22 protein-coding genes are annotated in these 21,427 nt (G+C 69.0%); 15 read left to right on the top strand and 7 right to left on the bottom strand.

Annotated elements, in window-relative coordinates:
* Positions 1 to 33: 33 nt before the first annotated feature.
* The 4 genes from FFS09_RS20630 (at position 34) to FFS09_RS20615 (ending at position 2,689) form a co-directional block, all read left to right on the top strand.
* Complete coding sequence (locus tag FFS09_RS20630; RefSeq protein WP_137920784.1) at positions 34 to 1,365, top strand: THUMP domain-containing class I SAM-dependent RNA methyltransferase; 1,332 nt, start codon at positions 34 to 36, stop codon at positions 1,363 to 1,365.
* Positions 1,362 to 1,814, top strand: a complete 453-nt coding sequence (locus FFS09_RS20625) for a PIN domain-containing protein (protein ID WP_252374456.1) — start codon at positions 1,362 to 1,364, stop codon at positions 1,812 to 1,814. The genes FFS09_RS20630 and FFS09_RS20625 overlap by 4 nt, the downstream gene beginning before the upstream one ends.
* A gap of 58 nt (positions 1,815 to 1,872) precedes the next feature.
* Complete coding sequence (locus tag FFS09_RS20620; RefSeq protein ID WP_137920783.1) at positions 1,873 to 2,262, top strand: DUF488 domain-containing protein; 390 nt, start codon at positions 1,873 to 1,875, stop codon at positions 2,260 to 2,262.
* A 70-nt stretch (positions 2,263 to 2,332) separates the two neighbouring features.
* Positions 2,333 to 2,689, top strand: a complete 357-nt coding sequence (locus tag FFS09_RS20615) for a GFA family protein (protein WP_137920782.1) — start codon at positions 2,333 to 2,335, stop codon at positions 2,687 to 2,689.
* A 25-nt stretch (positions 2,690 to 2,714) separates the two neighbouring features.
* Here the strand turns inward: FFS09_RS20615 and FFS09_RS20610 are convergent, their stop codons facing one another.
* A complete protein-coding gene (locus FFS09_RS20610; protein WP_137920781.1) occupies positions 2,715 to 4,334 on the bottom strand; it encodes an FMN-binding glutamate synthase family protein in 1,620 nt (539 codons plus the stop codon).
* 65 nt (positions 4,335 to 4,399) lie between these two features.
* Here FFS09_RS20610 and FFS09_RS20605 point away from each other — a divergent pair, with 65 nt between their 5' ends.
* The 4 genes from FFS09_RS20605 (at position 4,400) to FFS09_RS20590 (ending at position 8,684) form a co-directional block, all read left to right on the top strand.
* The gene (locus tag FFS09_RS20605) at positions 4,400 to 5,212 is read left to right on the top strand and encodes a YecA/YgfB family protein (RefSeq protein ID WP_137920780.1); all 813 of its coding nucleotides are present in this window, start codon (positions 4,400 to 4,402) and stop codon (positions 5,210 to 5,212) included.
* A gap of 55 nt (positions 5,213 to 5,267) precedes the next feature.
* Positions 5,268 to 5,840 (top strand): TetR/AcrR family transcriptional regulator, encoded by a 573-nt coding sequence (locus tag FFS09_RS20600; protein WP_137920779.1) that lies wholly within the window; start codon positions 5,268 to 5,270, stop codon positions 5,838 to 5,840.
* Between the two features lie 101 nt (positions 5,841 to 5,941).
* The gene (locus FFS09_RS20595) at positions 5,942 to 6,403 is read left to right on the top strand and encodes a (2Fe-2S)-binding protein (RefSeq protein WP_137920778.1); all 462 of its coding nucleotides are present in this window, start codon (positions 5,942 to 5,944) and stop codon (positions 6,401 to 6,403) included.
* Between the two features lie 13 nt (positions 6,404 to 6,416).
* Positions 6,417 to 8,684: a xanthine dehydrogenase family protein molybdopterin-binding subunit gene (locus FFS09_RS20590; protein ID WP_137920777.1), complete on the top strand. Its 2,268-nt coding sequence runs from the start codon at positions 6,417 to 6,419 to the stop codon at positions 8,682 to 8,684.
* Positions 8,685 to 8,764: 80 nt separating this feature from the next.
* Here the strand turns inward: FFS09_RS20590 and FFS09_RS20585 are convergent, their stop codons facing one another.
* Positions 8,765 to 9,436 (bottom strand): glutathione S-transferase family protein, encoded by a 672-nt coding sequence (locus FFS09_RS20585; protein ID WP_137920776.1) that lies wholly within the window; start codon positions 9,434 to 9,436, stop codon positions 8,765 to 8,767.
* A 52-nt stretch (positions 9,437 to 9,488) separates the two neighbouring features.
* Complete coding sequence (locus FFS09_RS20580; RefSeq protein WP_137920775.1) at positions 9,489 to 10,379, bottom strand: LysR family transcriptional regulator; 891 nt, start codon at positions 10,377 to 10,379, stop codon at positions 9,489 to 9,491.
* Positions 10,380 to 10,481: 102 nt separating this feature from the next.
* Between FFS09_RS20580 and FFS09_RS20575 the strand changes: the two genes are divergently transcribed.
* Together FFS09_RS20575 and FFS09_RS20570 are read left to right on the top strand one after the other, a co-directional pair.
* A complete protein-coding gene (locus tag FFS09_RS20575; RefSeq protein ID WP_137920774.1) occupies positions 10,482 to 11,537 on the top strand; it encodes an NAD-dependent epimerase/dehydratase family protein in 1,056 nt (351 codons plus the stop codon).
* 27 nt (positions 11,538 to 11,564) lie between these two features.
* Positions 11,565 to 12,725 carry an Acg family FMN-binding oxidoreductase gene (locus FFS09_RS20570; protein WP_137920773.1) on the top strand — a complete coding sequence of 387 codons (1,161 nt, stop codon included), beginning with the start codon at positions 11,565 to 11,567 and terminating at the stop codon, positions 12,723 to 12,725.
* On the opposite strand, the gene FFS09_RS20565 is transcribed toward FFS09_RS20570, so the two are convergent.
* The 3 genes from FFS09_RS20565 to FFS09_RS20555 are packed head-to-tail and all read right to left on the bottom strand — an operon-like array spanning position 12,715 to position 14,890.
* Positions 12,715 to 13,863 (bottom strand): DNA alkylation repair protein, encoded by a 1,149-nt coding sequence (locus FFS09_RS20565; protein ID WP_137920772.1) that lies wholly within the window; start codon positions 13,861 to 13,863, stop codon positions 12,715 to 12,717. The genes FFS09_RS20570 and FFS09_RS20565 overlap by 11 nt on opposite strands.
* 11 nt (positions 13,864 to 13,874) lie before the next feature.
* A complete protein-coding gene (locus FFS09_RS20560) occupies positions 13,875 to 14,366 on the bottom strand; it encodes a CinA family protein (RefSeq protein WP_137920771.1) in 492 nt (163 codons plus the stop codon).
* Between the two features lie 2 nt (positions 14,367 to 14,368).
* Positions 14,369 to 14,890 carry a phosphatidylglycerophosphatase A family protein gene (locus tag FFS09_RS20555; protein ID WP_137920770.1) on the bottom strand — a complete coding sequence of 174 codons (522 nt, stop codon included), beginning with the start codon at positions 14,888 to 14,890 and terminating at the stop codon, positions 14,369 to 14,371.
* 96 nt (positions 14,891 to 14,986) lie between these two features.
* Here FFS09_RS20555 and FFS09_RS20550 point away from each other — a divergent pair, with 96 nt between their 5' ends.
* Positions 14,987 to 16,546 (top strand): hypothetical protein, encoded by a 1,560-nt coding sequence (locus FFS09_RS20550; RefSeq protein ID WP_137920769.1) that lies wholly within the window; start codon positions 14,987 to 14,989, stop codon positions 16,544 to 16,546.
* A 3-nt stretch (positions 16,547 to 16,549) separates the two neighbouring features.
* Here the strand turns inward: FFS09_RS20550 and FFS09_RS20545 are convergent, their stop codons facing one another.
* The gene (locus FFS09_RS20545; RefSeq protein WP_137920768.1) at positions 16,550 to 17,443 is read right to left on the bottom strand and encodes a LysR family transcriptional regulator; all 894 of its coding nucleotides are present in this window, start codon (positions 17,441 to 17,443) and stop codon (positions 16,550 to 16,552) included.
* Positions 17,444 to 17,558: 115 nt separating this feature from the next.
* Here FFS09_RS20545 and FFS09_RS20540 point away from each other — a divergent pair, with 115 nt between their 5' ends.
* The 4 genes from FFS09_RS20540 to FFS09_RS20525 are packed head-to-tail and all read left to right on the top strand — an operon-like array spanning position 17,559 to position 21,407.
* Entirely contained in the window at positions 17,559 to 18,644 is a 1,086-nt protein-coding gene (locus FFS09_RS20540; RefSeq protein ID WP_137920767.1) for an aromatic ring-hydroxylating dioxygenase subunit alpha, read from the top strand.
* A complete protein-coding gene (locus FFS09_RS20535; protein ID WP_137920766.1) occupies positions 18,641 to 19,594 on the top strand; it encodes a PDR/VanB family oxidoreductase in 954 nt (317 codons plus the stop codon). The genes FFS09_RS20540 and FFS09_RS20535 overlap by 4 nt, the downstream gene beginning before the upstream one ends.
* 37 nt (positions 19,595 to 19,631) lie before the next feature.
* The gene (locus FFS09_RS20530) at positions 19,632 to 20,621 is read left to right on the top strand and encodes a Bug family tripartite tricarboxylate transporter substrate binding protein (RefSeq protein WP_137920765.1); all 990 of its coding nucleotides are present in this window, start codon (positions 19,632 to 19,634) and stop codon (positions 20,619 to 20,621) included.
* A gap of 3 nt (positions 20,622 to 20,624) precedes the next feature.
* Positions 20,625 to 21,407 (top strand): class II aldolase/adducin family protein, encoded by a 783-nt coding sequence (locus FFS09_RS20525; RefSeq protein WP_137920764.1) that lies wholly within the window; start codon positions 20,625 to 20,627, stop codon positions 21,405 to 21,407.
* The last annotated feature ends 20 nt before the right edge of the window (positions 21,408 to 21,427 follow it).

The following is a 21,427-nucleotide window of genomic DNA, read 5'->3' as shown; positions in this document are numbered from 1 at the left end:
GCGCCTTGGGGCGGCCCGGCGGCAAAACATCACATGAACCAACTACAAGTTTTTCTGCCCTGCGCCGCCGGCGTGGAGGACATGCTCGCCGCCGAGGTGCAGCGCATCACCGGCGAAGCGGAGCCGCCCTACAAGGCGCGCGGCGGTGTCGCGCTCAACGCCTCGTGGCGCGACGCCATGCGCCTGAACCTGCACAGCCGCCTCACGCAGCGCGTGCTGGTGCAGCTCTGGCACGGCGGTTACCGCAACGAGCAGGACCTCTACAACGCCGCGTCCGACGTGGCCTGGGAAATCTGGTTCACGCCCAAAGAGACCATCAAGGTCGAGATCACCGCGCAGCACAGCCCGCTCACGTCGCTGAACTTTGCCGCGCTGAAGGTGAAGGACGCCATCTGCGACCGCTTCCGCGCCAAGCGCGGCGAGCGGCCCAGCGTGAACACCACCTGGCCCGACGTGCGCATCTATGTGCACCTCACCACCGAGACCGTGAGCCTGTACATCGACACCTCGGGCGAGCCGCTGTTCAAGCGCGGCTGGCGCGAGGACAAGGGCGATGCGCCGCTGAAGGAAACCCTGGCGGCCGCCATGATCGCGGCCACCGGCTGGGAGGCGGGCATCGAAAAACCGCTCGACGAGATCGCGCCGCTCTACGACCCCTGCTGCGGCAGCGGCACGGTGGTGATCGAAGCCGCGCAGATCGCGCTGAACATCGCGCCCGGCCAGTTGCGCCGCTTTGCGTTCGAGAAACTGCTGCCGTTCCAGCCCCACGTGTGGGACGCCATCAAGGCCGACGCCGTGAAACAGCAGCGCGAATGGCCGGCCGGCCATGCGCCCATCGTCTTCGGCAGCGACGTGTCGTTCCGCATGGTCGACTTCGCGCAACGCAACGCCGAGCGCGCGGGCGTGGCCCATGCCATCGAACTGCGCGGCGGCGATGCATTGCAACGCACGCCGCCCACGCAGCGCCCAGGTGTGTTGCTGCTCAACCCGCCGTACGGCGAGCGCATCGCGGCCGCGGGCGTGGCCGGTGAGAACGCGAGCGCGCGCGCCCAGCGCATGGCGCCCCGCGCGCCGCGCACCTTCACCGTGGGCGCCACACCACCACCCACCCCGGGCCAAGGCCGCGAGAGCGCGCAGATGGCCGACGGTGGCGACGGCAGCGATTTTTTCAACCAGCTCGCCGCGCATTGGAAAACCCACTACGCGGGCTGGAGCGCCTGGCTGCTCACGCCCGACCTCAAGCTGCCCGGCAAGATGCGCTTCAAGGAATCGCGCCGCGTGCCGCTGTGGAATGGTCCGATCGAATGCCGCCTGTTCCGTTTTGATCTGACGCCGCGCAGGCCGCGTCCCGACACCGAGGCGTGAGCGTGCAGGCTGGCCTGGAGACCTCGGCGGCGTTGGTGCTCGACACCAACATCGCGCTCGACCTGTTCGTCTTCCAGGACCCGGCCACCGCAGCGCTGCGCGAGGCGCTCGAACGCGCGCCCGGCGAATGGCTGGCCACCGCGGCGATGCGCGAAGAACTCGTGCGCGTGCTGGCCTACCCGCAGATCGCGCGCCGCCTAACGGCCCACGCCAAGCCCGCGCAAGCCGTGCTCGACGCCTTCGACCGCTGCACCCGCCTGGTGCCCGAGGCACCGAAGGCCGCCTTCACCTGCAAGGATGCCGACGACCAGAAGTTCATCGACCTCGCCGCCGCGCACCGCGCCACCTTGCTCAGCAAGGACGATGCGGTGCTGTGCATGGCACGGCGCATGGAGCGCATCGGCGTGACCATCGCCCGCGTGTGGAGTGGCCCGGCCCCTACGGGTTGATGTTCACCCAGGGGCGTGATCTGCGACAGTAGGGTCTCGACAACATGAGGAGACGGCCATGGTGATGCGGGTGGTGCGGTTGGGCAGCGAGCGGGCGGCGGGTGAGGGCACGCGCATCGGCACGGTGCGACGACCGCCGCGCGGTGTGCCCAAGACGGAATTCGCCTCGGGCAACTGGTACGACGTGTGGTATCCCAATCTCGCGCCGAGCGTGGAGACGATGAAGCTTGGGCAGGCCGCCGAGACGCCCGCGCAGTGGGCCGCGTTCCAGCGCAAGTACCGCGCCGAAATGGCCGAGCCCGAGCACGCCCGGTCCATCGAATTGCTCGCCACGCTCTCTCTCCAGGCGGATTTTTCGGTCGGTTGTTACTGTGCGGACGAGTCGCACTGCCACCGCTCCGTGTTGCGCGAACTGCTGCGGGAAAAAGGCGCGAAGATCGAAACCTGAGGTAAGTGCCGCGCACAGACGCAGCGGCCTTTGGTACAAAGACCTTTTGTCCACATCACGGGAGCGTTCCATGCCCAGCACACGGTATTCCGGCAGTTGCCACTGCGGCCAGGTGGCGTTTGAAGTCGAGGGCGAGATCGACAGCGGCATGTCCTGCAACTGCTCGATCTGCTCGCGCAAAGGCTCCTTGCTCTGGTTCGTGCCCCGCGACCGGCTCAAGCTCAAGACCCCCGAGGACGCGGCCGCCACCTACACCTTCAACAAGCACGTCATCCAACACCGCTTCTGCCCCACCTGCGGCATCCATCCCTATGGCGAAGGTGTCGATCCCAAAGGCAATGCCATGGCGGCCGTGAACCTGCGCTGCATCGAAGGTCTGGACCTGAGCACGGTCAAGGTTCACGAGTACAACGGACGCGACCACTGAGGTCGCGCGCCCGGAGGTGCGGCCTTCAGGCCAGCCCGAACCGGCCCGCGCTGGCCCGTTCCCAGTACGTCGTGAACACCGCATGCTGCGCCGCCAGGTCGGTGAGCAGCGCGCCCGGTGGCGTGAGCGGCAGCAGGGTGGCCAGCAGGCGCACTTCGTTTTCGCTCACGCGGCGCACCAGGTGGTGCGAGGTGATCTCGCGCGGGTGTTGAAGGCCAGCGGCCTGCACCAGTTCCTGCAGCGCCATCAGCGTGCTCTGGTGGAAGTGGTGCACGCGATCGGCCTTGTCGGGCACCACCAGCGCCTGCTGCCGCACCGGGTCTTGCGTGGTCACGCCGGTGGGGCAGTGGCCGGTGTGGCAGCTCTGTGCCTGGATGCAGCCCAGCGCGAACATGAAACCGCGCGCACTGTTGCACCAGTCGGCGCCGATCGCCATGGCGCGCACGATGTCGAAGGCGCTCACGATCTTGCCGGCGCAGCCGATCTTGATGTGCTCGCGCAGGTTCACGCCCACCAGCGTGTTGTGCACCAGGCGCAGGCCTTCCTGCAGCGGCGCGCCCACGTGGTCGGTGAATTCCAGCGGCGCCGCGCCGGTGCCGCCCTCGGCGCCGTCGACCACGATGAAGTCGGGCCGCACGCCGGTCTCCAGCATCGCCTTGACAATGGCGAACCACTCCCACGGGTGGCCGATGCAGAGCTTGAAGCCCACGGGTTTGCCGTTCGAGAGTTCGCGCAGCCGGGTGATGAAATGCATCATCTCGATCGGTGTGGAGAACGCGCTGTGCGACGAGGGCGAGATGCAATCCACGTTCACGGGAACGCCACGCGCCGCCGCAATTTCGGGTGTCACCTTGGGGCCGGGCAGCACGCCGCCATGGCCTGGCTTGGCGCCCTGGCTGAGCTTGATCTCGATCATCTTCACCTGCGGATCGATCGCGCTGGCGCGAAAGCGCTCGGGGCTGAAGCGGCCGGTCTCGTCGCGGCAACCGAAGTAGCCCGAGCCAATCTCCCAGATCAGGTCGCCACCATTCAGACGGTGCCACGATGAGATCGACCCTTCGCCGGTGTCGTGCGCGAAACGGCCACGCTTCGCGCCCGCGTTGAGCGCCTGGATCGCGTTGGCCGAGAGCGCACCAAAGCTCATGGCCGAGATGTTGAACACGCTGGCGTCGTACGGCTGCGTGCAGGCGTCACCGCCGATCAGCACGCGAAAGTCGTGCGTGGCCAGGGTGCTGGGTTGCAGCGAGTGGTTGAGCCACTCGTGGCCATCGGCGTTCATGTCGAGTTGCGAGCCGAACGGCCGCTTGTCGGTCTCGCCCTTGGCGCGCGCGTAGACCAGGCTGCGCTGGCTGCGCGAGAACGGCGTGGCGTCGGTGTCGCTCTCCAGAAAGTATTGCCGCATCTCGGGCCGGATTTTTTCCAGCATGAAGCGCAGGTGGCCGATCACCGGGTAGTTGCGCAGCACCGAACTCTTGGTCTGCCGCAGGTCCCACACGCCCACTAGCGACAGCGCGCCGAACACCAGAAACGCGAGTCCGCCGATGCCGAAGGCCACCAGCGTGAACAGGCTCAGCAATCCGATCAACACACACAAGGCCAGCGCTGTGTAGCGCACGGGGTAGAGAGCGTTGAGTCGATCGAGCATGCGGGCCTTCGTGGGTGCGGTGGGGAATACACTGCGGGGCATCATAAAACTCCGGCCTTGCTGACATGACGTCCCCCGACACCACCCCCGACCCAGCCACCACCGCGCTGGACCACGACGACTACGACGCGCTGGACGCGATCCTCGACGACCTGCGCACGCGCGGCGAAGAAGTGCCGCAGTGGGAGTTCTGCGAAGGCGCGATGGCCGCGCTCTTGTGCACGCGCCGCCCGATCGAACCCGCCGAGTGGCTGCCGGTGCTGCTGGGCACCGGCCCGCTGCCGACCGCGCCGCAGGACGACGGCACGCACTTCAGCAACACCGCGCAGTACGAGCGCTTCATGGACCTGTGGTCGCGCCGCCAGGACGAGGTGGCGGCCTCGCTCGCCGCGCCCGTGGACACGCTGGAAGACGAGCGCAGCTACCACCCCGAGCTGATGGACGTGCGTGGCGCCGTGGCCGCGCTGCCCGATGCCGAGCGCGCCGATTTCAAGGACCAGGAACTGCCCGCCTACGCGCAGGTGTGGGCGCTGGGCTTCATGTTCGTGGTGGAGAACTGGGGCGAGGAGTGGGAGCCGCCGCGCGACAAGGACACCGCCACCTGGATCGACGAATCGCTGGACAGCGTCGTGGCGCTGACCGAAGACGACACCGACACCCCCACGGTGAACATGCACGTGGAAGACGGCCCGCCCAGCGTGAGCGACGACCGCCTCAACGCCTTCGGCGCCGCGATCTGGGCCGTGTACGACCTGCACCAGATCGGCAAGAGCCTGGGGCCGCGCGTGGAGCCGGTGCGCAAGGAAGCCACGCCCGGCCGCAACGATCCTTGCCCCTGCGGGAGCGGCAAGAAATACAAGAAGTGCCACGGCGCGTGACGCCCGACGGGCGCGGTTGACGGGTGAATATTCATTCGCTTAAGATTGCGCTCGCATGAAACCCAAAGACGACGACAAGCAACAGGCCATCGCCAGCGCGACGCTGGCCCTGGTGGAGCGCGTCGGCCTGAGCGGGCTCACCATGGCCGGCATTGCGCGCGAGGCCGGCATCGCCACCGGCACGCTGTACGTCTACCACCGCTCCAAGGAAGAGCTGCTCAATGCGCTGTACGAGCAGGTCAAGGGCGCGCTGGCCGCGTTGATCGACACCGGCATCGATCCCTCGGTGCCGTTTCGCCGCCGCATCGAGCAGAACTGGACGCGGCTGCTGCGCCACCGGCTGGCGCACTACCCCGAAGCGGTGTTCATGGACCAGTACTACAACTCGCCCTGGTTCAGCGAAGCCTCGCGCCAGTTCTCGGCCCGCTTTGCCAGCGGTTGCCTGGGCTTTTTCGACGACGCGCGTGCGCAGCAGATCGTCAAGGACGTGCCCACCATGCTACTGGCCGCGAGCTTTTTTGGTTCCGTGCGCGATACCGCCAACCTCTTGCGCAGCGGCGATCTGACCGACACCGAGACTGCGTTGGCGCAGGCCTTCGGCATGTGCTGGGATGGCATCAAGGCCTGAAGCCCATGCCATCCCATGCCCGAATTGCCTTCAATAAGCGAATGAACATTCATTCATAACGCCCGATTTCCCCACCCCCACCACGACCGGAGAAAACCACGATGCCCACCACGCTCAACATCAATGGCAAGGACACTCGCGTCGATGCCGACGAATCCACCCCCATCCTCTGGGCCCTGCGCGACACGCTGGGCATGACCGGCACCAAGTTCGGTTGTGGCGCGGCCCTGTGTGGCGCCTGCACCGTGCACCTGAACGGCGCGGCGATCCGCTCCTGCGTCACGCCGATCTCGGCGGCCGTGGGGCAGAAGATCACCACCATCGAGGCGGTGCAGACCGACCGCGTCGGCAAGGCCGTGCACCAGGCCTGGGTGAAGGCCGACGTGGCGCAGTGCGGCTACTGCCAGAGCGGCCAGATCATGAGCGCCACCGCGCTGCTCAAGGCCAACAGGAAGCCCACCGATGCGGACATCGACAGCGCCATGGCCGGCAACATCTGCCGCTGCGGCACCTACGCGCGTGTGCGCATCGCCATCAAGGACGCGGCCCGCTCGCTGGCCTGAAGGAGAAACCACCATGCACCTGCCTACCCATCTCTCCAGCGACCAGATCCAGTCCCTGTTGCCCCCCGCGTTGGCGCACCGCTTCACCGAAAGCGATGCGGATGCCGGCCTTGCGCGCCGCAGCTTCCTCAAGCTCGCGACCGCCTCGGGTTTCGCGCTCGGCGCCTACCCGCTCATGGCCAACGCGCAGCAAGATGCCAAGCCCGCCGCCACCGGCCTCAAGCCCGACCAGCAACCGGCGGCATTCGTGAAGATCGCGCGCGACGGCACCATCACGGTCACCGTCAACCGCCTGGAGTTCGGCCAGGGCACGCACACCGGCCTGGCCATGGTGCTGGCCGAAGAGCTCGATGCCGACTGGAGCCGCGTGCAGGCGGTGCACGGCAACGCCGACCCGGCCTACAACGATCCGGCCTTCGGCATGCAGATCACCGGCGGCTCCACCGCGATCAAGCACTCGTACACGCAATACCGCGAACTCGGCGCACGCACCCGCGCGATGTTGCTCGCGGCGGCGGCGCAGCAGTGGAAGGTGCCGGTGACCTCGCTGGCCACCGAGCGCGGCGCGGTGATCGGCCCGGGCGGCAGGAAGCTCACCTACGGTGCGCTCGCGGATGCCGCGATGCAGCAGCCGGTGCCCGCGCAGGTGACGCTCAAGGACCCGTCGCGCTTCAAGCTCATCGGTCAACCCACGACGCGACTCGATGCGAAAGCGAAGTCCAGCGGCCAACAAGCCTTCGGCATGGACGTGCGCCTGCCCGGCATGCTCACGGCCGTGCTCGCGCACCCACCGGTCTTCGGCAGCAAGGTCGCGTCGGTGGACGACGCGGCCGCGCGCGCCGTGCTCGGTGTGAAAGCCGTGCTGCGCGTGCCGACGCACGACGGCGGTGAAGGCGTGGCCGTGGTGGCCACCGGCTACTGGGCCGCGAAGCAGGGGCGCGATGCCTTGAAGGTGCAGTGGAACGACAGCGGCCGCGAGAAGGTGGACAGCGAGAAACAACTCGCCAGCTACCGTGCATTGGCCGCGAAGACCGGCAACATCAAGCACGACGCCGACATGTCGCCGCTGGCGAACGCGCCGCACAAGATCAGCGCCGAGTTCGTGTTCCCGTACCTGGCGCACGCGCCGATGGAGCCGCTGAACTGCACGGTGCAGCTCGAAGGCACCGGCGCGCAGGCCAAGGCCACGGTGTGGACCGGCACGCAGATGCCGGGCCTGGACGCCGCCGCTGCCGCGCGCACCCTGGGCATCAAGCCCGAACAGGTGGCCATGCACGTGCAGATGGCCGGTGGTGGCTTCGGCCGCCGCGGCCTGCTCACCAGCGACTTCGTGACCGAGGCCTGCACGATCGCGAAAGCCGCGCAGACCGCGGGCCTGAGCGCACCGGTGCGCACCGTGTGGAGCCGCGAAGACGACGTGCGCGGCGGCTACTACCGTCCGATGCACGTGCACCGCGCCGAGATCGGCTTTGATGCGCAAGGCAAGGTGCTGGCGTGGGACCACGTCATCGTCGGCCAGTCCATCATGGCCGGCACCTTCTTCGAGCCGATGATGGTGAAGAACGGCGTGGACGAGACCGCGGTGGAAGGCATGGGCAAGCCGTACGACGTGCCGATGCGCCTCTCGGCCCACCACCCCAAGCTCAACGTGCCGGTGCTGTGGTGGCGCAGCGTGGGGTCCACCCACACCGCATACGCGATGGAGACATTGGTTGACGAGATCGCGCGCACCACGAAGCAGGACCCGGTGGCCTACCGCATGAAGCTGATGGACAGCAAGGCCGTGCGGCACCGCGCCGCGCTGCAGCTCGCGGTGGACAAGAGCGGCTACGGCAAGAAGACGCTGCCGGCCGGACGCGCCTGGGGCGTGGCGGTGCACGAATCGTTCGACTCGGTGGTGGCGTATGTGGTGGAAGCATCGGTCGACAATGGCACGCCCAAGCTGCACCAGGTGACGGCGGGCGTGCACTGCAACCTCGCGGTGAACCCCAAGAGCGTGGAAGCGCAGGTGCAGGGCGCGGCGCTGATGGGCCTGTCCATGTGCCTGCCGGGCGCGGCGATCACGTTGAAGGACGGTGTGGTCGAGCAAAGCAACTTCGGCGACTTCGTGGTGCCGCGCATCACCGACATGCCGGTGATCGCGGTGCACATCGTGCCCAGTGCGGATGCGCCCACGGGCGTGGGGGAGCCGGGTGTGCCGCCGCTGGCGCCGGCGTTTGCGAATGCGATTGCGCGCTTGACCGGCAAGCCGCTGCGGGAGTTGCCGTTCAAGCTGGCGTGATGTGCTTCCTCTCCCTCCCCTCCTGGGGGAGGGCTGGGGTGGGGGCCACCCGCCAATCCGCTTCTTTTAAACCAGCGCCTTCAAAACGTCCCCAAAACAAACGGCCCACCCTGTTCCAGCGCACGCTGGTACGCGGGCCGCTCGTGAATGCGGCGCAACCAGTCCGCGAGCTTGGGCCGGTTCTTCAGCAAGCCGCGCGCAGCCGCCGCCTCGATGCCAAAGCTCATCTGCACGTCGGCCGCGCTGAACGAACGCCCCGCGAACCACGGTCCATGCTCCGTCAGCTCGGCCTCGAGGTAATCGAAGTGCCGCTTCAGGTTGGGCGTGACCAGCAAACCCTTGATCTTGGCCGAGATGCCCAGCGCAATCGGCCGCACCAGCAGCGGGCTCTTGCGCTCGATCTGGTCGAACACCAGTTGCAACAACAGCGGCGTGGCCAGCGAGCCTTCGGCGTAGTGCAGCCAGTAGCGGTAGCGCAGGAACGACGGCGTGCCGCGCTCCGGCGCGAACTTGCCCTCGCCATACTGCTCGACCAGGTACTCCAGGATCGCACCCGACTCGGCCAGCGTGGCCTTGCCATCGGTGACCACGGGCGACTTGCCCAAGGGGTGCACCTTGACCAGCGACGGCGGCGCCAGCATGGTCTTCGGGTCGCGGTCGTAGCGCTCGATGGCGTATGGCACGCCGAGTTCTTCGAGCAGCCAGAGCACGCGCTGCGAGCGCGAGTTGTTCAGGTGGTGGACCGTGAGCATGAAGGGCGGCCTTTCAAGGGGTGGCGGGTGGGACGCAGTGTAGGGTGCGCGCTCAGGCCAGCGCCGGGGGCAGGGCCTGGGCGAGGAAGTCCCACACCTGGCGGATGCGCGGGTTGCTGCGGATCTCGCGGTGCACCGCGAGCCACATCGGCAGCGGTGGAATGGAAAGCATCGGCAGCAGCGGCACCAGATCGGGGTTTCGCCGCGCCACATAACGCGCCAGAAAACCCACGCCCAACCCAGCGTCCACCGCGGCCTGGTAGGCGTTGAGGTCGTCGGTGCGCACGGCAAAGGCCTCGCGCTGCAGCGGGTAACCCATGGCCGCGAAGCCGCGCAGGATGTCGGTGTTGCGGTCGTTGCCCACCAGGTCGTGCGCGAGCAGGTCTTCGGGCACGCGTGGCGCGCCGCGGCGGCGCAGGTAGTCGCGGTGCGCGTAGGTGCCCAGGGCGACCTGGCCGACCTTCTTGCACAGCAGCGTGGCCTGGTCGGGGCGCACCATGCGCAGCGCGATGTCGGCCTCGCGCTGCAGCAGGTTGCTCACCGCGTTGCTCGACACCAGTTCCACCTGGATGTCCGGATGCGCCCGGCGCATCTGCAGCAGCACGGGCGGCAGCAGCACGCAGGTGACGGGCTGGCTCGCGCTGATGCGCACCGAGCCGCGCAGGCCCTTTTGCGCACCCGAGGCCTGGCGTGCGAGCTGGTCGGCCGCGCTGGCCATCGCACGCGCCGCTTCGGCCAGCCGGTGGGCGTGCGGCGTGGGCACCAGGCCGCGGCCGGTGCGCTCGAACAGCACCACACCGAGTTGCGCTTCGAGTTCGCCGATGTGGCGGCCCACGGTCGGCTGCGTCGTGGCCAGCGCCCGCGCCGCGGCCATCAGGCTGCCGCGGTCGAGCGCCGCGAGGAACGATCGGATCAGCGTCCAGTTGAAATCGCCGGTATTCATTTGTGCATGGCTGGTGTTCGGTTTCAGGCAATTGTGAATGGGGCTACAGCTTTCCACAATGCACGACATGGCGCCGGTGGTCGGTGTCCCACGGAGTTCCTCATGCACGCACACACCTCTCCTCCATCGTCTGCCGGCACGGTGCTGGTGCTCGGCGGACGCGGCCGCTTCGGCCTGGCCGCGGTGCAGGCCTTTGCGCGCGACGGCTGGCGTGTGCTGGCGCAGACGCGACCCGGTGCGCGGGCGCCCACGGTGGCTGGCGAGGTGCAATGGCTGGCGCAAGCGGTGGACACGCCGCAGGCCACCGCCGCGCTGGTGGCGCAGGTGCGGCAGGCCGGTGGCGCCACGGTGGTGGTGCACGCGCTCAACCCCAACCGGTACACGCGCCCGGCCTGGGAGCGCGAGGCCGGGCCCCTGCTGCACAGCGGCATGGCGGTGGCGCAGGCGCTGGGCGCCACGCTGATGCTGCCGGGCAACGTCTACAACTTCGGCCAGCACATGCCGGCCGTGCTGCTCGAAGGCGCGCCACACCGCCCGACCACGGCGATGGGCCGCATCCGCACCGACATGGAAGCGGGGCTGGCGGCCGCCACGCAGCGCGGCGACTTGCGCGCGGTGATCGTGCGCGCCGGCAACTTCTATGGACAGGGCCAGGGCACCTGGCTGGACCGCGCGATGCTCACCGGCATCCAGCGCGGCAAGCTGGTGTTTCCCGGCCCGATGGACGTGGCCACGCCCTGGGCCTACCTGCCCGACCTGGCGCAGACCTTCGTCGCGGTGGCGCGCGTGCGCCATGCCCTGCCGGCGTTCGAGTCGCTGCATTTCAGTGGGCACACGCTCACGGGCCACGACTGGGTGAACGCCCTGCAGCCACTGGCCCGTGAACAGGGTTGGCTGCGCGAGAACGAGGCGCTGCGCGTGGGTGGCATGCCCTGGCTGCCGATCCGCGCGCTCGGCACGGTCATGCCGACCCTGGGTGCGCTGGCCGCCTTGCGCTACCTCTGGAACCAGCCGCACCGGCTGGACAACCGCCGCCTGCGCGAGCGGATCGGCGGCGAGCCGCACACGCCCTGGCCGTTGGCGCTGCAGCACACGCTGCGGGGCCTGTCGCTGCTGTCGCCGGTGGACGCCGCGAATCCGCTGACCGCGCGGGCCTGACACCGCCAGACCTACCAGGAGATCACCATGGACCGCCGACTGTTCATCCGCCTCGCGGGCGGTGGCGCCATCGCCGCTGCCACCGCCAGCACCCTGGGCGCCTGCAGCAGCGCGCTGCCGCCCGAGGCCATCGCCGCCTGGCAAGGGCCGGGCGAGCAGGCCGACGTGCGCCGCTGGCTGGTCGGACACGCGCTGCTCGCGCCGCACTCGCACAACCTGCAGTCCTGGCTGGTGGACCTGGGTGTGCCCGGCGAGATTCGCTTGTTCATCGACCGCAGCCGCCTGTTGCCACAGACCGACCCGTACGCGCGCCAGATGATGATGAGCCAGGGCACTTTCATCGAACTGCTCGACCTGGCCGCGCGGCAGAAGGGCCTGCGTGCGCAGATCGAACTGTTTCCGCAGGGTCCCTTCGACCCGACCACGGTCGACGCGCGGCCGACCGCGCGCATCCGCCTGGCGCCGGATGCGTCGGTGCAGCCCGACCCTCTGTTCGCGCAGATCTTTCGCCGCCGCACGAACCGCGAGGCCTACGGCGCGCGCGAGCCCGCCGCCGCCGCCCTGCAGGGGATCACCGCCAGCGTTCGGCCGCACCCGGTGCGTGTCGGTTTCGTCGGCGCGGCGCAGACCGAGGCGCTGGCGCAGCACCGCCGCATCGCCCAAGCGGCCTGGCGCATCGAGCTGGTGACGCCGCGCACGGTGATGGAGTCGCTCCAGGTGTTGCGCGTGGGCCCGAAGGAGATCGCGCGGCACCGCGACGGCCTCTCGCTCAGCGACCCGCTGGTGCGCGCGCTCGACGCCGTGGGCCTGTTCGACCGCGGTGTCGCGCCCGGCCCCGACGACTTCGCGACCACCTCGCAGATCCAGGACTTCAACCGCAAGATCGACAGCACACCCGCCTTCTTCTGGCTGGTGACCGAGGGCAATGACCGCTTCACCCAGGTCAACGCGGGCCGCGCCTACGTGCGCGCCCAGCTCGCCGCCACCGCCGTGGGGCTCTCGATGCAGCCGCTGTCGCAGGCGCTGCAGGAGTACCCCGAGCAGACCGTGCCCTACACCGATATCCACCAGCTGCTGGGCGCGCCCGCGCCGCGTTTCACGGTGCAGATGTGGGCCCGGTTGGGCTACGCCCCGGCCATCCAGCCCGCGCCGCGGCGCGGGCTGGAGGCACACATCCTCAAGCTCTGAGCTCGAACGCCGCCTCGGCCAGCGCCACGCCATTGACCCGCAAGTCGATCACGTGCGTGCCCGGGTAGAGTGTGCGCGTGGTCACGGGCTTGAGGCTGTGGCGCTTCTCCAGCATGCGTTCCTCGCCCGGCGCCAGCGTGAGCTTCCAGCCCTTGAACACCTTGGGCGACGCGCTGCCGTTGGCGCGCACGTGGTGCACCGCGTAGTCCACCACCAGCAGTTGCGGCTGTCGCGCGGTGGAGCGCAGCCGCACGCGCAGGCCCATGTCACCACCCACCGATGCGCGCGGGGCCGACAGCGTGAGCGAGGCGTCGCCCTTGAGCCCGCTGGCCAGACCCCAGGCCGCCATCGTCGGTGCGTGGCCCTGTTTGATGAGGCCGCGACTGGCGTGGCGCAGCAACGCGCTGCGCGCATCGGGCGCGTCGATCAGGTGATCGCGCACCCAGCCCGCCACCAGGTCGGGGTGGTCCTTGGCGATGTCGTTCAGGTGGTTGGCCACGCTGCGGCGCACGTAGCTGCTGCTGTCGTCCTGCAGCGCGCGCAGCAGCGGCAGCGTGGGCGTGGGGTCCACCACCAGCGACTGCAGCCGCAGGCCCCAGGGCAGGCGAGGGCGGCTGCCTTCGCTCACCAGTCGGCGCACGTGCGCGCTCGGGTCGTTCAACCACTGGCTCAATGTGTCGAACGACAGCGCGGGGTGCTTCTGGATGATCGGGCGGATCGCGAACTCGGCCGTGAAGCGCTGTGTGATCGCGTGCAGGCAGGCCAGGCCGCGCTGCGCCGCCGCCGCGTCCAGCACACCCCGGCGCGCGACGAACTCGCCCACTGCCCACAGCGCCCAGCCCGCCACGCCCGTGTCGGCTGCCTCACCGAGTTTCATCGGCTCGCCCTGCGCATCGATCGCGAGCGCGGGCGCGAGGCTGGTTTCCAGCACCTCGCAGGCCGCGTTGAAGTCGGCGGGCAGCGTGGCTTCCAGCGCGTCGGCGAGTTGCATCGCGCGGGCCTTGAACTCCAGGTCTTCGAGTCCGGTCGCGGCCTGCGCTGCAAAACGCTTGTGGTCGAAGCGCGGCCAGGCGCGGCGCAGGTGCTGGCCGGTGCGGGCGACGGTGTCGCGGTTGATGAGGTTCTTGAACGGTTCCATGGATCGATCGGTCAGGTGTTGGGGGGCAGGCGCTGCAGCAGACCCGCCAGCGCGTGGCGCACGGTGGCCTGGCGCACGGCGGCGCGGTCGCCGTCGAAGCGCTGGTGTTCGGTGAACACACCCTCGGGCGTGGCCCAGCCGAACCAGACCGTGCCCACCGGTTTTTCCGCGCTGCCGCCGGTGGGCCCGGCCACACCGGTCACGGCCACGGCGAGTTGCGCGGCCGAGTGCGCGAGCGCGCCGGCGGCCATGGCGCGCGCCACCGGTTCGCTCACCGCGCCGTGCTGTTCGATCAGTGCCATGGGCACACCGATCAGCTCGTGCTTGGCGGCGTTGGAGTAGGTGACGAAGCCGCGCTCGAACCAGTCGCTGGAGCCCGAGACATCGGTGCAAGCGCCGGCGATGAGACCGCCGGTGCAGCTCTCCGCCGTCGCCATCATCAGACCGCGGGCCTTGAGAGATGACGCGAGTTGATCCACGAGGGCGGCAGCAGTGTCTTGCATGGTCACAGTCTCCAGAGCGCGATGACGACGAGTGTGCAGAACGCGGCGGCGAAGTCGTCGAGCAGGATGCCAAAACCGCCGCGCGGGCCGAAGCCCTTGAAGGTTTTGTCGGCCCAGGCCATGGGCCCGATCTTCACCATGTCGAACGCGCGAAAGATCAGGAACGCGGCGAGCTGGCCCCAGAAGTCCGTGGGCGAGACCAGCCAGAGCAAGAGCCAGAACGCCACCACCTCGTCCCACACGATGTGGCCCGAATCGGCGATGCGCATGTGCTGCGCGGTGACGGTGCAGGCCCACCAGCCCACCAGGGTGGACACGAGGATCAACGCCGCCCACGCCCACGGCGAGAGCACCGGCTGCAGCAACAGGAAAGCGACCCAGGCCCACAGCGTGCCGGCGGTGCCCGGGGCGATGCGGCTCAGGCCCGCGCCCGCGCCCAGCGCGATGAAGTGGGCCGGGTGGGCCAGCAGGAAGCGCCAGGTCGGATGGGGCAGGGGCGGCGCGTCGGTGGCGGTGTCGGGCATGCGGGGATTATCGGCCGGCCGGGGCTTGTTGCCGGGCAGGTGCGGCGCGATACTGGGCCGCGCCGGGCAGGCATCCGGCTGGGGAGCGGGATGACCATGAACACCGGCGCGATCCTCACGGCCTTGATGCTCGGCGTGGTGCTCACCGCCGCGGCGTCGTGGGTGGTGTCGGGGCTGTACCGGCGGCGCATGCTGGCGCTGATGCGGCGCGCGCCCCCGCCCGACGCCCTGCACGCGCCGATCGCCTCGGCGCGCGCGGCGCACGCGGCGCAGCCGCAGTTGCCCCTGGCCCAACTCGACTTCGCCGCCAACCAGCGAGCCGCGTGGCGCTACTTCGTGTTGCTCGGTGTGCTGAGCCTGTTGATCGGCCTCACCCAATCGGTGCTCGCGCTGCTCTTCGTGTATGGCGATCCGTCCCTGCTCAGCCCGGGCCGCGCGCTCACGCTGGGCGCGGTCTATGCGTGGCCGATGGCGCTCACCTGGGGCTTGCTGCGGCGCTGGTCGTGGCTGCGCACGCTGGGCGCGATCGGTGTGTATTTGCTGGCGATGCTCGCGTTGGTCACCTGGCGCTCGGTCTCGCCGCAGCCGCTGGACGATGCGCTGCTCTGGCTCGGCGGGCTGGTGCTGATCCCGGTCACGGTCACGCTGTTGATCGGCGCGAGCGGCCGCATCCGCGCGGTGGCGCCGTACCTGCTGCCGATCTTTCTGCTGCTGGCCGGGGCGTCGGTCACCACCTTGCAGATCATGGTGGCGGGCTCGTTGGATCCGCCACGCTGGTTGATCGGGTTCGTGAGCACGGTGGGCGCCTATCCTGCAATTCTGTTGCTGGTGCTGGCACCCTGGGTGCTGCTGGCCTGGCCGGCCTGGACCATCGCGCGTTCGCTGGCCGCGGCGTACCGCGCCAAGCGCTTCTCCGATCTCTGGTACCTGCTCGCCGCCTATTGGTTCGTGGTGCTCGCGGCCTCGGCACTGCCCGCATTGCAAGGCAGTGGCTGGATCGCGTTGACGCAATTCATTCCCTGGCTGTGGATTCCCTTGGCGGGTTGGGCCTTGCGCGGCTGGCTTCGGCCCGTGGGCACACCGCCGACCTTGTTGGTGCTGCGCGTGTTCCAGCAGGACGCGGGCGTGCAGGCCTTGTTCGACCGCGTCGTCGAGCGCTGGCGGCTCTCGGGCAACACCGTGCTCATCGCAGGCACCGACCTGCTCAGCCGCACGCTCGACCCCGACGACCTGTTCACCTTCCTCGACGGCCGCCTCGTGCAGCGCTTCATGGCCAACGAGGAACAGATGTGGGCGCGCCTGCGCGAGTTCGACCTGGAGCCAGACCCCGATGGCCGCTACCGCGTCAACGAGTGTTATTGCTTCGACAGCACCTGGCAGCAGGCGCTGGCCGCGCTGGTGCGCCAGGCCGATGTGGTGCTGATGGACCTGCGCGGTTTTCGCGAGAAGAACCGCGGCTGCCGACACGAACTCGGCGTGCTCGCCGCCGCGCCCCGGTTGCAGCGCGTGGTGCTGTTGTTCGACGGCACGACGGAGCGCGCCGTGGCCGAGGCCGATGTGGCGCGCGCGCCAGCCGGGCGTTTCGTGTGGGTGGACGCGACGCGGCTGGACCAGCGCCGGGTGCGCGAGATCAGCGCGGCGCTGCTGATGGCGTAGGCCTCAGTCCGCGTGCGAGCGCGACTCGGCTTCCAGCGCGTCCAGAAATATCCGCACTTTGGAGGGCACCAGGCGCTTGCCGGGCAACAGGGCGTAGATGCGCAGGGGCTCGCAGTGCCATTCGGGCAGCAGCCGCACCAGCTCGCCCTGGGCGATGGCCTGCGCGCAGAAGGTCGCGGTGATGCGCGCCACGCCAAGGCCGGCCTTGGCCGATGCGAGCCGTGCGCTGGCGTTGCCGCTGCGCAGGCGGGGCGTGCGCACGTCGATCTCCATGGCGCTGCCATCGGCGGCGCGAAAGCCCCAGTGCGCCTCTTCATTGCCGGCCAGCAGCGGCAGGGCATGCAGGTCGCGCGGCGCCGTGAGCGGCGCGTGCTGACGGACCAGCTCCGGCGCGGCGAAGATGCCCCGCTCCAGCGTGTACACCCGCTTCACGACCACGGTGGACGGGGCGAAGCTGTGCTCGATCGCCGAGAACACGATGTCGTAGTGCCGCTCGAACAGCGCCACGCGGGCGTGCTCCACATCAAGATGGATGTTGAGCTGCGGGTAGGTCTTCATCACCGCGCTGGCCACGCTGGCAAGGTGGTGCGCACCGAACTCGTACGGCGCCGCGATGCGCAGCGTGCCTTGCACCTGCGCGCTCTTGGTGATGGCCTCGGCGGCGAACTCGCGCAACTGCGACAGCGGTTTGGAGACTTCCCGGTAGAGCGCCTCGCCATCGTCGGTGAGGCGCAGCTGGCGCGTGGTGCGCTCCAGCAGCCGCGCGCCGACCTGCGCCTCCAGCCGCGTGACGGACGCACTGAGGCTTGACTTCGGCCGGTCGGTGGCGCGGGCTGCGGCGGTGAACCCTCCGTGGTCCACGACCAGGCAGAAGGCGTCGAAGTCTTCCCAATGCATTGTTCAGGATCCGGAACACAGTAACCAGCACAGCCTGTATATCTGCCCGCGCTGAAAACCTAGGATTCTCCCATCGACAACCGCATGACGCACACACGTCGAAAAGGGAAACCCCATGTTCTTGAAAAACTGCTGGTACGTGGCCGCCTGGACACACGAACTGATCGATGGCCGCATGCTGCCGCGCACCCTGCTGGAAGAGGCGGTGCTGCTCTACAAGTCGGAGAGCGGCAAGGTGGTGGCCTTGCAGGACCGCTGCTGCCACCGCGGTGTGCCGCTGCACCTGGGCCGGCGCGAAGGCGATTGCGTGCGCTGCATGTACCACGGACTCAAGTTCGATGCCACCGGCAAATGTGTGCAGATCCCCGGCCAGGAGGTGATCCCGCCCAAACTCGGTGTGCGCAGCTATCCGGTGACCGAGCGCGATGGCCTGGTCTGGATCTGGATGGGCGATCCCGCGCTGGCCGACACCGACGACATCATCGACTTTCCCTACCTGCGCGACCCACAGTGGAAGGGCGTTCCCGACTACATGCACTACGACGCCAACTGGTTGCTCATCGTGGACAACCTGAGCGATTTCGCGCACCTCGCGTTCGTGCACACCAAAACGCTGGGCGGCTCGGAGGAGTACGCCTACGTGACCAAGCCCGTGGCCGTGGAGCGCCTGCCGCGCGGCTTTCGCGTCGAGCGCTGGCACATGGACGCGGCGGCGCCGCCGTTCCACCGCAAGGTGCTGCCACTGGACGAGAAGGACCGCCACGTCGACCGCCGCAACATCGGCCACATGCACATCCCCGGCATCTTTTTCCTGGAGTCCATGTTCTCGCCCGCGGGGAGTGGCTCGGAGACCGGCAGCCGCGAGGGCAGCCGCGAATACCGCAACTGCCAGTTCATGACGCCCGAGACGCGCCGGAGCACGCACTTCTTCTGGACCTACCTCAACAACTTCGAGGGCAGCGACCACAACGTGTCGCGCTCGCTGCACCAGAGCCTCATCGAAGGCTTCATGGAGGACAAGCACCTGATCGAAGCCCAGCAGAAAGTGCTCGACGCCGACCCGTCGTTCCGCATGCTCGCGGTGGCGGCCGACACCGCGCTGTCGCACTTCCGCTGGACCTTCGACAAACTGGTGGCGGCCGAGCGCGCGGGCGAATCGGCCGGGGCGCCCGTGGCGATGCTCAAGCCGGTCTCTGCATGAACGGCGCATTGCAGTTGCGCATCGCGGACATGTCCGCCGAGGCCCATGACGTGATGCGCCTGGAACTGGTGGACGCCCGTGGGCAGTCGCTGCCCGCTTTCGAGCCCGGGGCGCACCTCGCGCTGACGCTGCCCAATGGCGCGGTGCGGCAGTACTCGCTGCTCAACGACTGGCGGGAGCGGGACCGCTATGTGCTGGGCGTGGGCCGGGTCCGTGGCGGGCGCGGCGGCTCCGAGTGTGTGCATGCCGAGTTGCGGCCCGGCATGCTGTTGCACAGCGCCGCGCCGGTCAACCACTTTGCGCTGCGGCCCGATGCCACGCGCTACCTGTTCATCGCGGGCGGCATCGGCATCACGCCCATCCTCTCGATGATCCGCTGGTGCCATGCGATGGACAAGCCGTGGCAGCTGGTCTACGCGGCGCGCAACCGCTCGCGCCTGGCGTTCTACGAAGACCTGGTGCCCCACCGCGAGCGCGTGCACCTGCACTGCGACGACGAAGCCGCGTGCCCCTTGCCGGTGGCGCGGCTGATGGCCGACGCGCCGGCCGATGCCGAGGTGTATTGCTGCGGGCCCGCGCCTTTGATGGAGGCGGTGCGCGACAGCGCCTCGCCGGTGCCGGCAGCAGCGCGCCACTTCGAGTGGTTCTCCGCGCCGGTGGCGGGCGAGGCACCGGCCAGCGCGGACGGCTTCTGGATCGACCTGCGCCGCAGCGGCCAGAGCCTGCAGGTGCCGCCGGAGCTCAGCATCCTGGAGGTGCTGGAGCGCCATGGCCACGACGTGCCGTTTTCCTGCCGAGACGGCGTGTGCGGGACCTGCGAGACCGGGGTCTGTGAAGGCGAGATCGACCACCGCGACTACGTCTATTCAGAGGCCCAGCGCGAAGGCCTGCGCAGCATGCTCATCTGTGTGTCCCGGGCCCGCTCGCCGCGGCTGGTGCTCGACCTCTGATCCCACGTTCATCCACCACGACAACAAGGAATCCACCATGAACCTCACGCGCCGCGATTTCTGCCATGCCTCTGCCGCGGGCCTTCTGATGACGGGCCTCGCGCCCCATGCCCGCGCCCAACCACAGCTGGAGACCACGAAGATCCTCATCGGCTTCGCACCCGGCGGCACGATCGACCTGGTGGGACGGCGCGTGGCCGACAAGCTGCAGCCGGGTTTCGCGCGTGTGGCGATCGTCGAGAACCGCACCGGCGCCGGCGGGCAGATCGCGGTGCAGGCCGTGAAGAACGCCGCGCCCGATGGCGCCACCGTGTTGCTCACCCCGGCGTCGCCGCTGGGCCTGCATCCCCACACCTTTAAGAAGCTGCCCTACGACCCGGTCCATGACGTGATGCCGGTGTCGGGCGCGGCCGCTTTCGACTACGCGCTCGCGGTGGGCGCCCTGGTGCCCGCCAGCGTGCGCACGGTGCCGGACTTCCTGGCCTGGTGCAAGGCCAACGGGACGCAGGCGAACTTCGGCTCGGCGGGCGCGGGCTCGGCCGCGCACCTCATCGGTTCGGCGCTGGGCAAAGCCGGGCAGGCCGACTTGCGCCATGTGGCCTTCCGGGGTTCGCAGCCCGCCATCCTGGACATGGTGGGCGGCCAGATCGCCGCCGTGGTCGGTCCCACCGGCGAGTTCATGCCCAATGTGCAGGCCGGCAAGTGCCGCCTGCTCGCCACCAGCGGTCCTCGCCGGGGCCGCTTCACGCCCGACACGCCCACGCTCGCCGAACAGGGCTTCGGCGATCTCAGTTACGTCGGCTGGTTCGGTTTCTACCTGCCGGCCAGGACACCGGCGGAGCTGGTGCAACGCCTGCAAGCGGCCATTGGGTCCGCGCTGGCCGCGCCGGACGTGGTCAGCAGCCTCGCTACCGCGTTCATGGAACCCTTGCCCACCACGCCGCAGCAGCTGGCGGGCATGCTCAAGACCGAAGCAGACTTCTGGGGCCGGCTGGTGAAGGCGGTCGCGTTCACGCCGGAGAGCTGAGGCATGCGCGACACGTCCCTGGCGCACGAATTCGAGCAGCGGCGGCCCGCGCGTTATGCGCCAGAAGAGTGGCGAGCGCGGTGCGAGCTGGCCGCGGCCTACCGGATGTTCTGGCATCTCGGCTGGCACGAGCTGATCTACAACCACATCACGCTGCGCGTGCCGGGCACCGAGCATTTCCTGATCAACCCCTTTGGCTTGATGTACCGGGAGGTGACCGCGAGCAACCTGGTGAAGATCGACCTCGAAGGGCGTTCGCTCGACCCCGACGCTTACCCGATCAACCCGGCCGGTTTTGTGGTGCACAGTGCGGTGCACCGCGCGCGGGCCGACGTGGCGTGCGTCATGCATTCCCACACCACCGCCGGGCAGGTGGTGTCGTGCCAGCGCGATGGGCTGCTGTCCTTGAGCTTCACGTCGGTGTTCTACACCGACCGCATCGCGTACCACGACTTCGAGGGCATCACCCTGGAACACGACGAGTCCGCGCGCCTGGCGGCCGATCTGGGCGACCGGAACATCATGATCCTGCGCAACCACGGCCTGCTGGTGTGCGGTGCGTCGATCGAGGATGCGTTTGCCGACCACTACCTGTTGCAGCGCGCCTGCGAAGTGCAGGTGGCCGCGCAGGGCAGCGGCGTGGCCTTGCGGCAACCCGACCACGCCATCGCGGTGCATGCGGCCGATCAGTTCGACCGGTCGGCGCGGCAGGGCCACCAGAACCGGCTGCTGTTCGATGCCATGGCACGCTTCATGTGGGACAGCGACCCCGGCTTCTGCCGTTGAGCGGGCGGCGCTGAGGGTCT

It is taken from the genome of Hydrogenophaga sp. 2FB, from assembly GCF_005503365.1.
Taxonomy (GTDB): domain Bacteria; phylum Pseudomonadota; class Gammaproteobacteria; order Burkholderiales; family Burkholderiaceae_C; genus Hydrogenophaga.
This window is presented reverse-complemented; position numbering and strand designations above follow the sequence as displayed.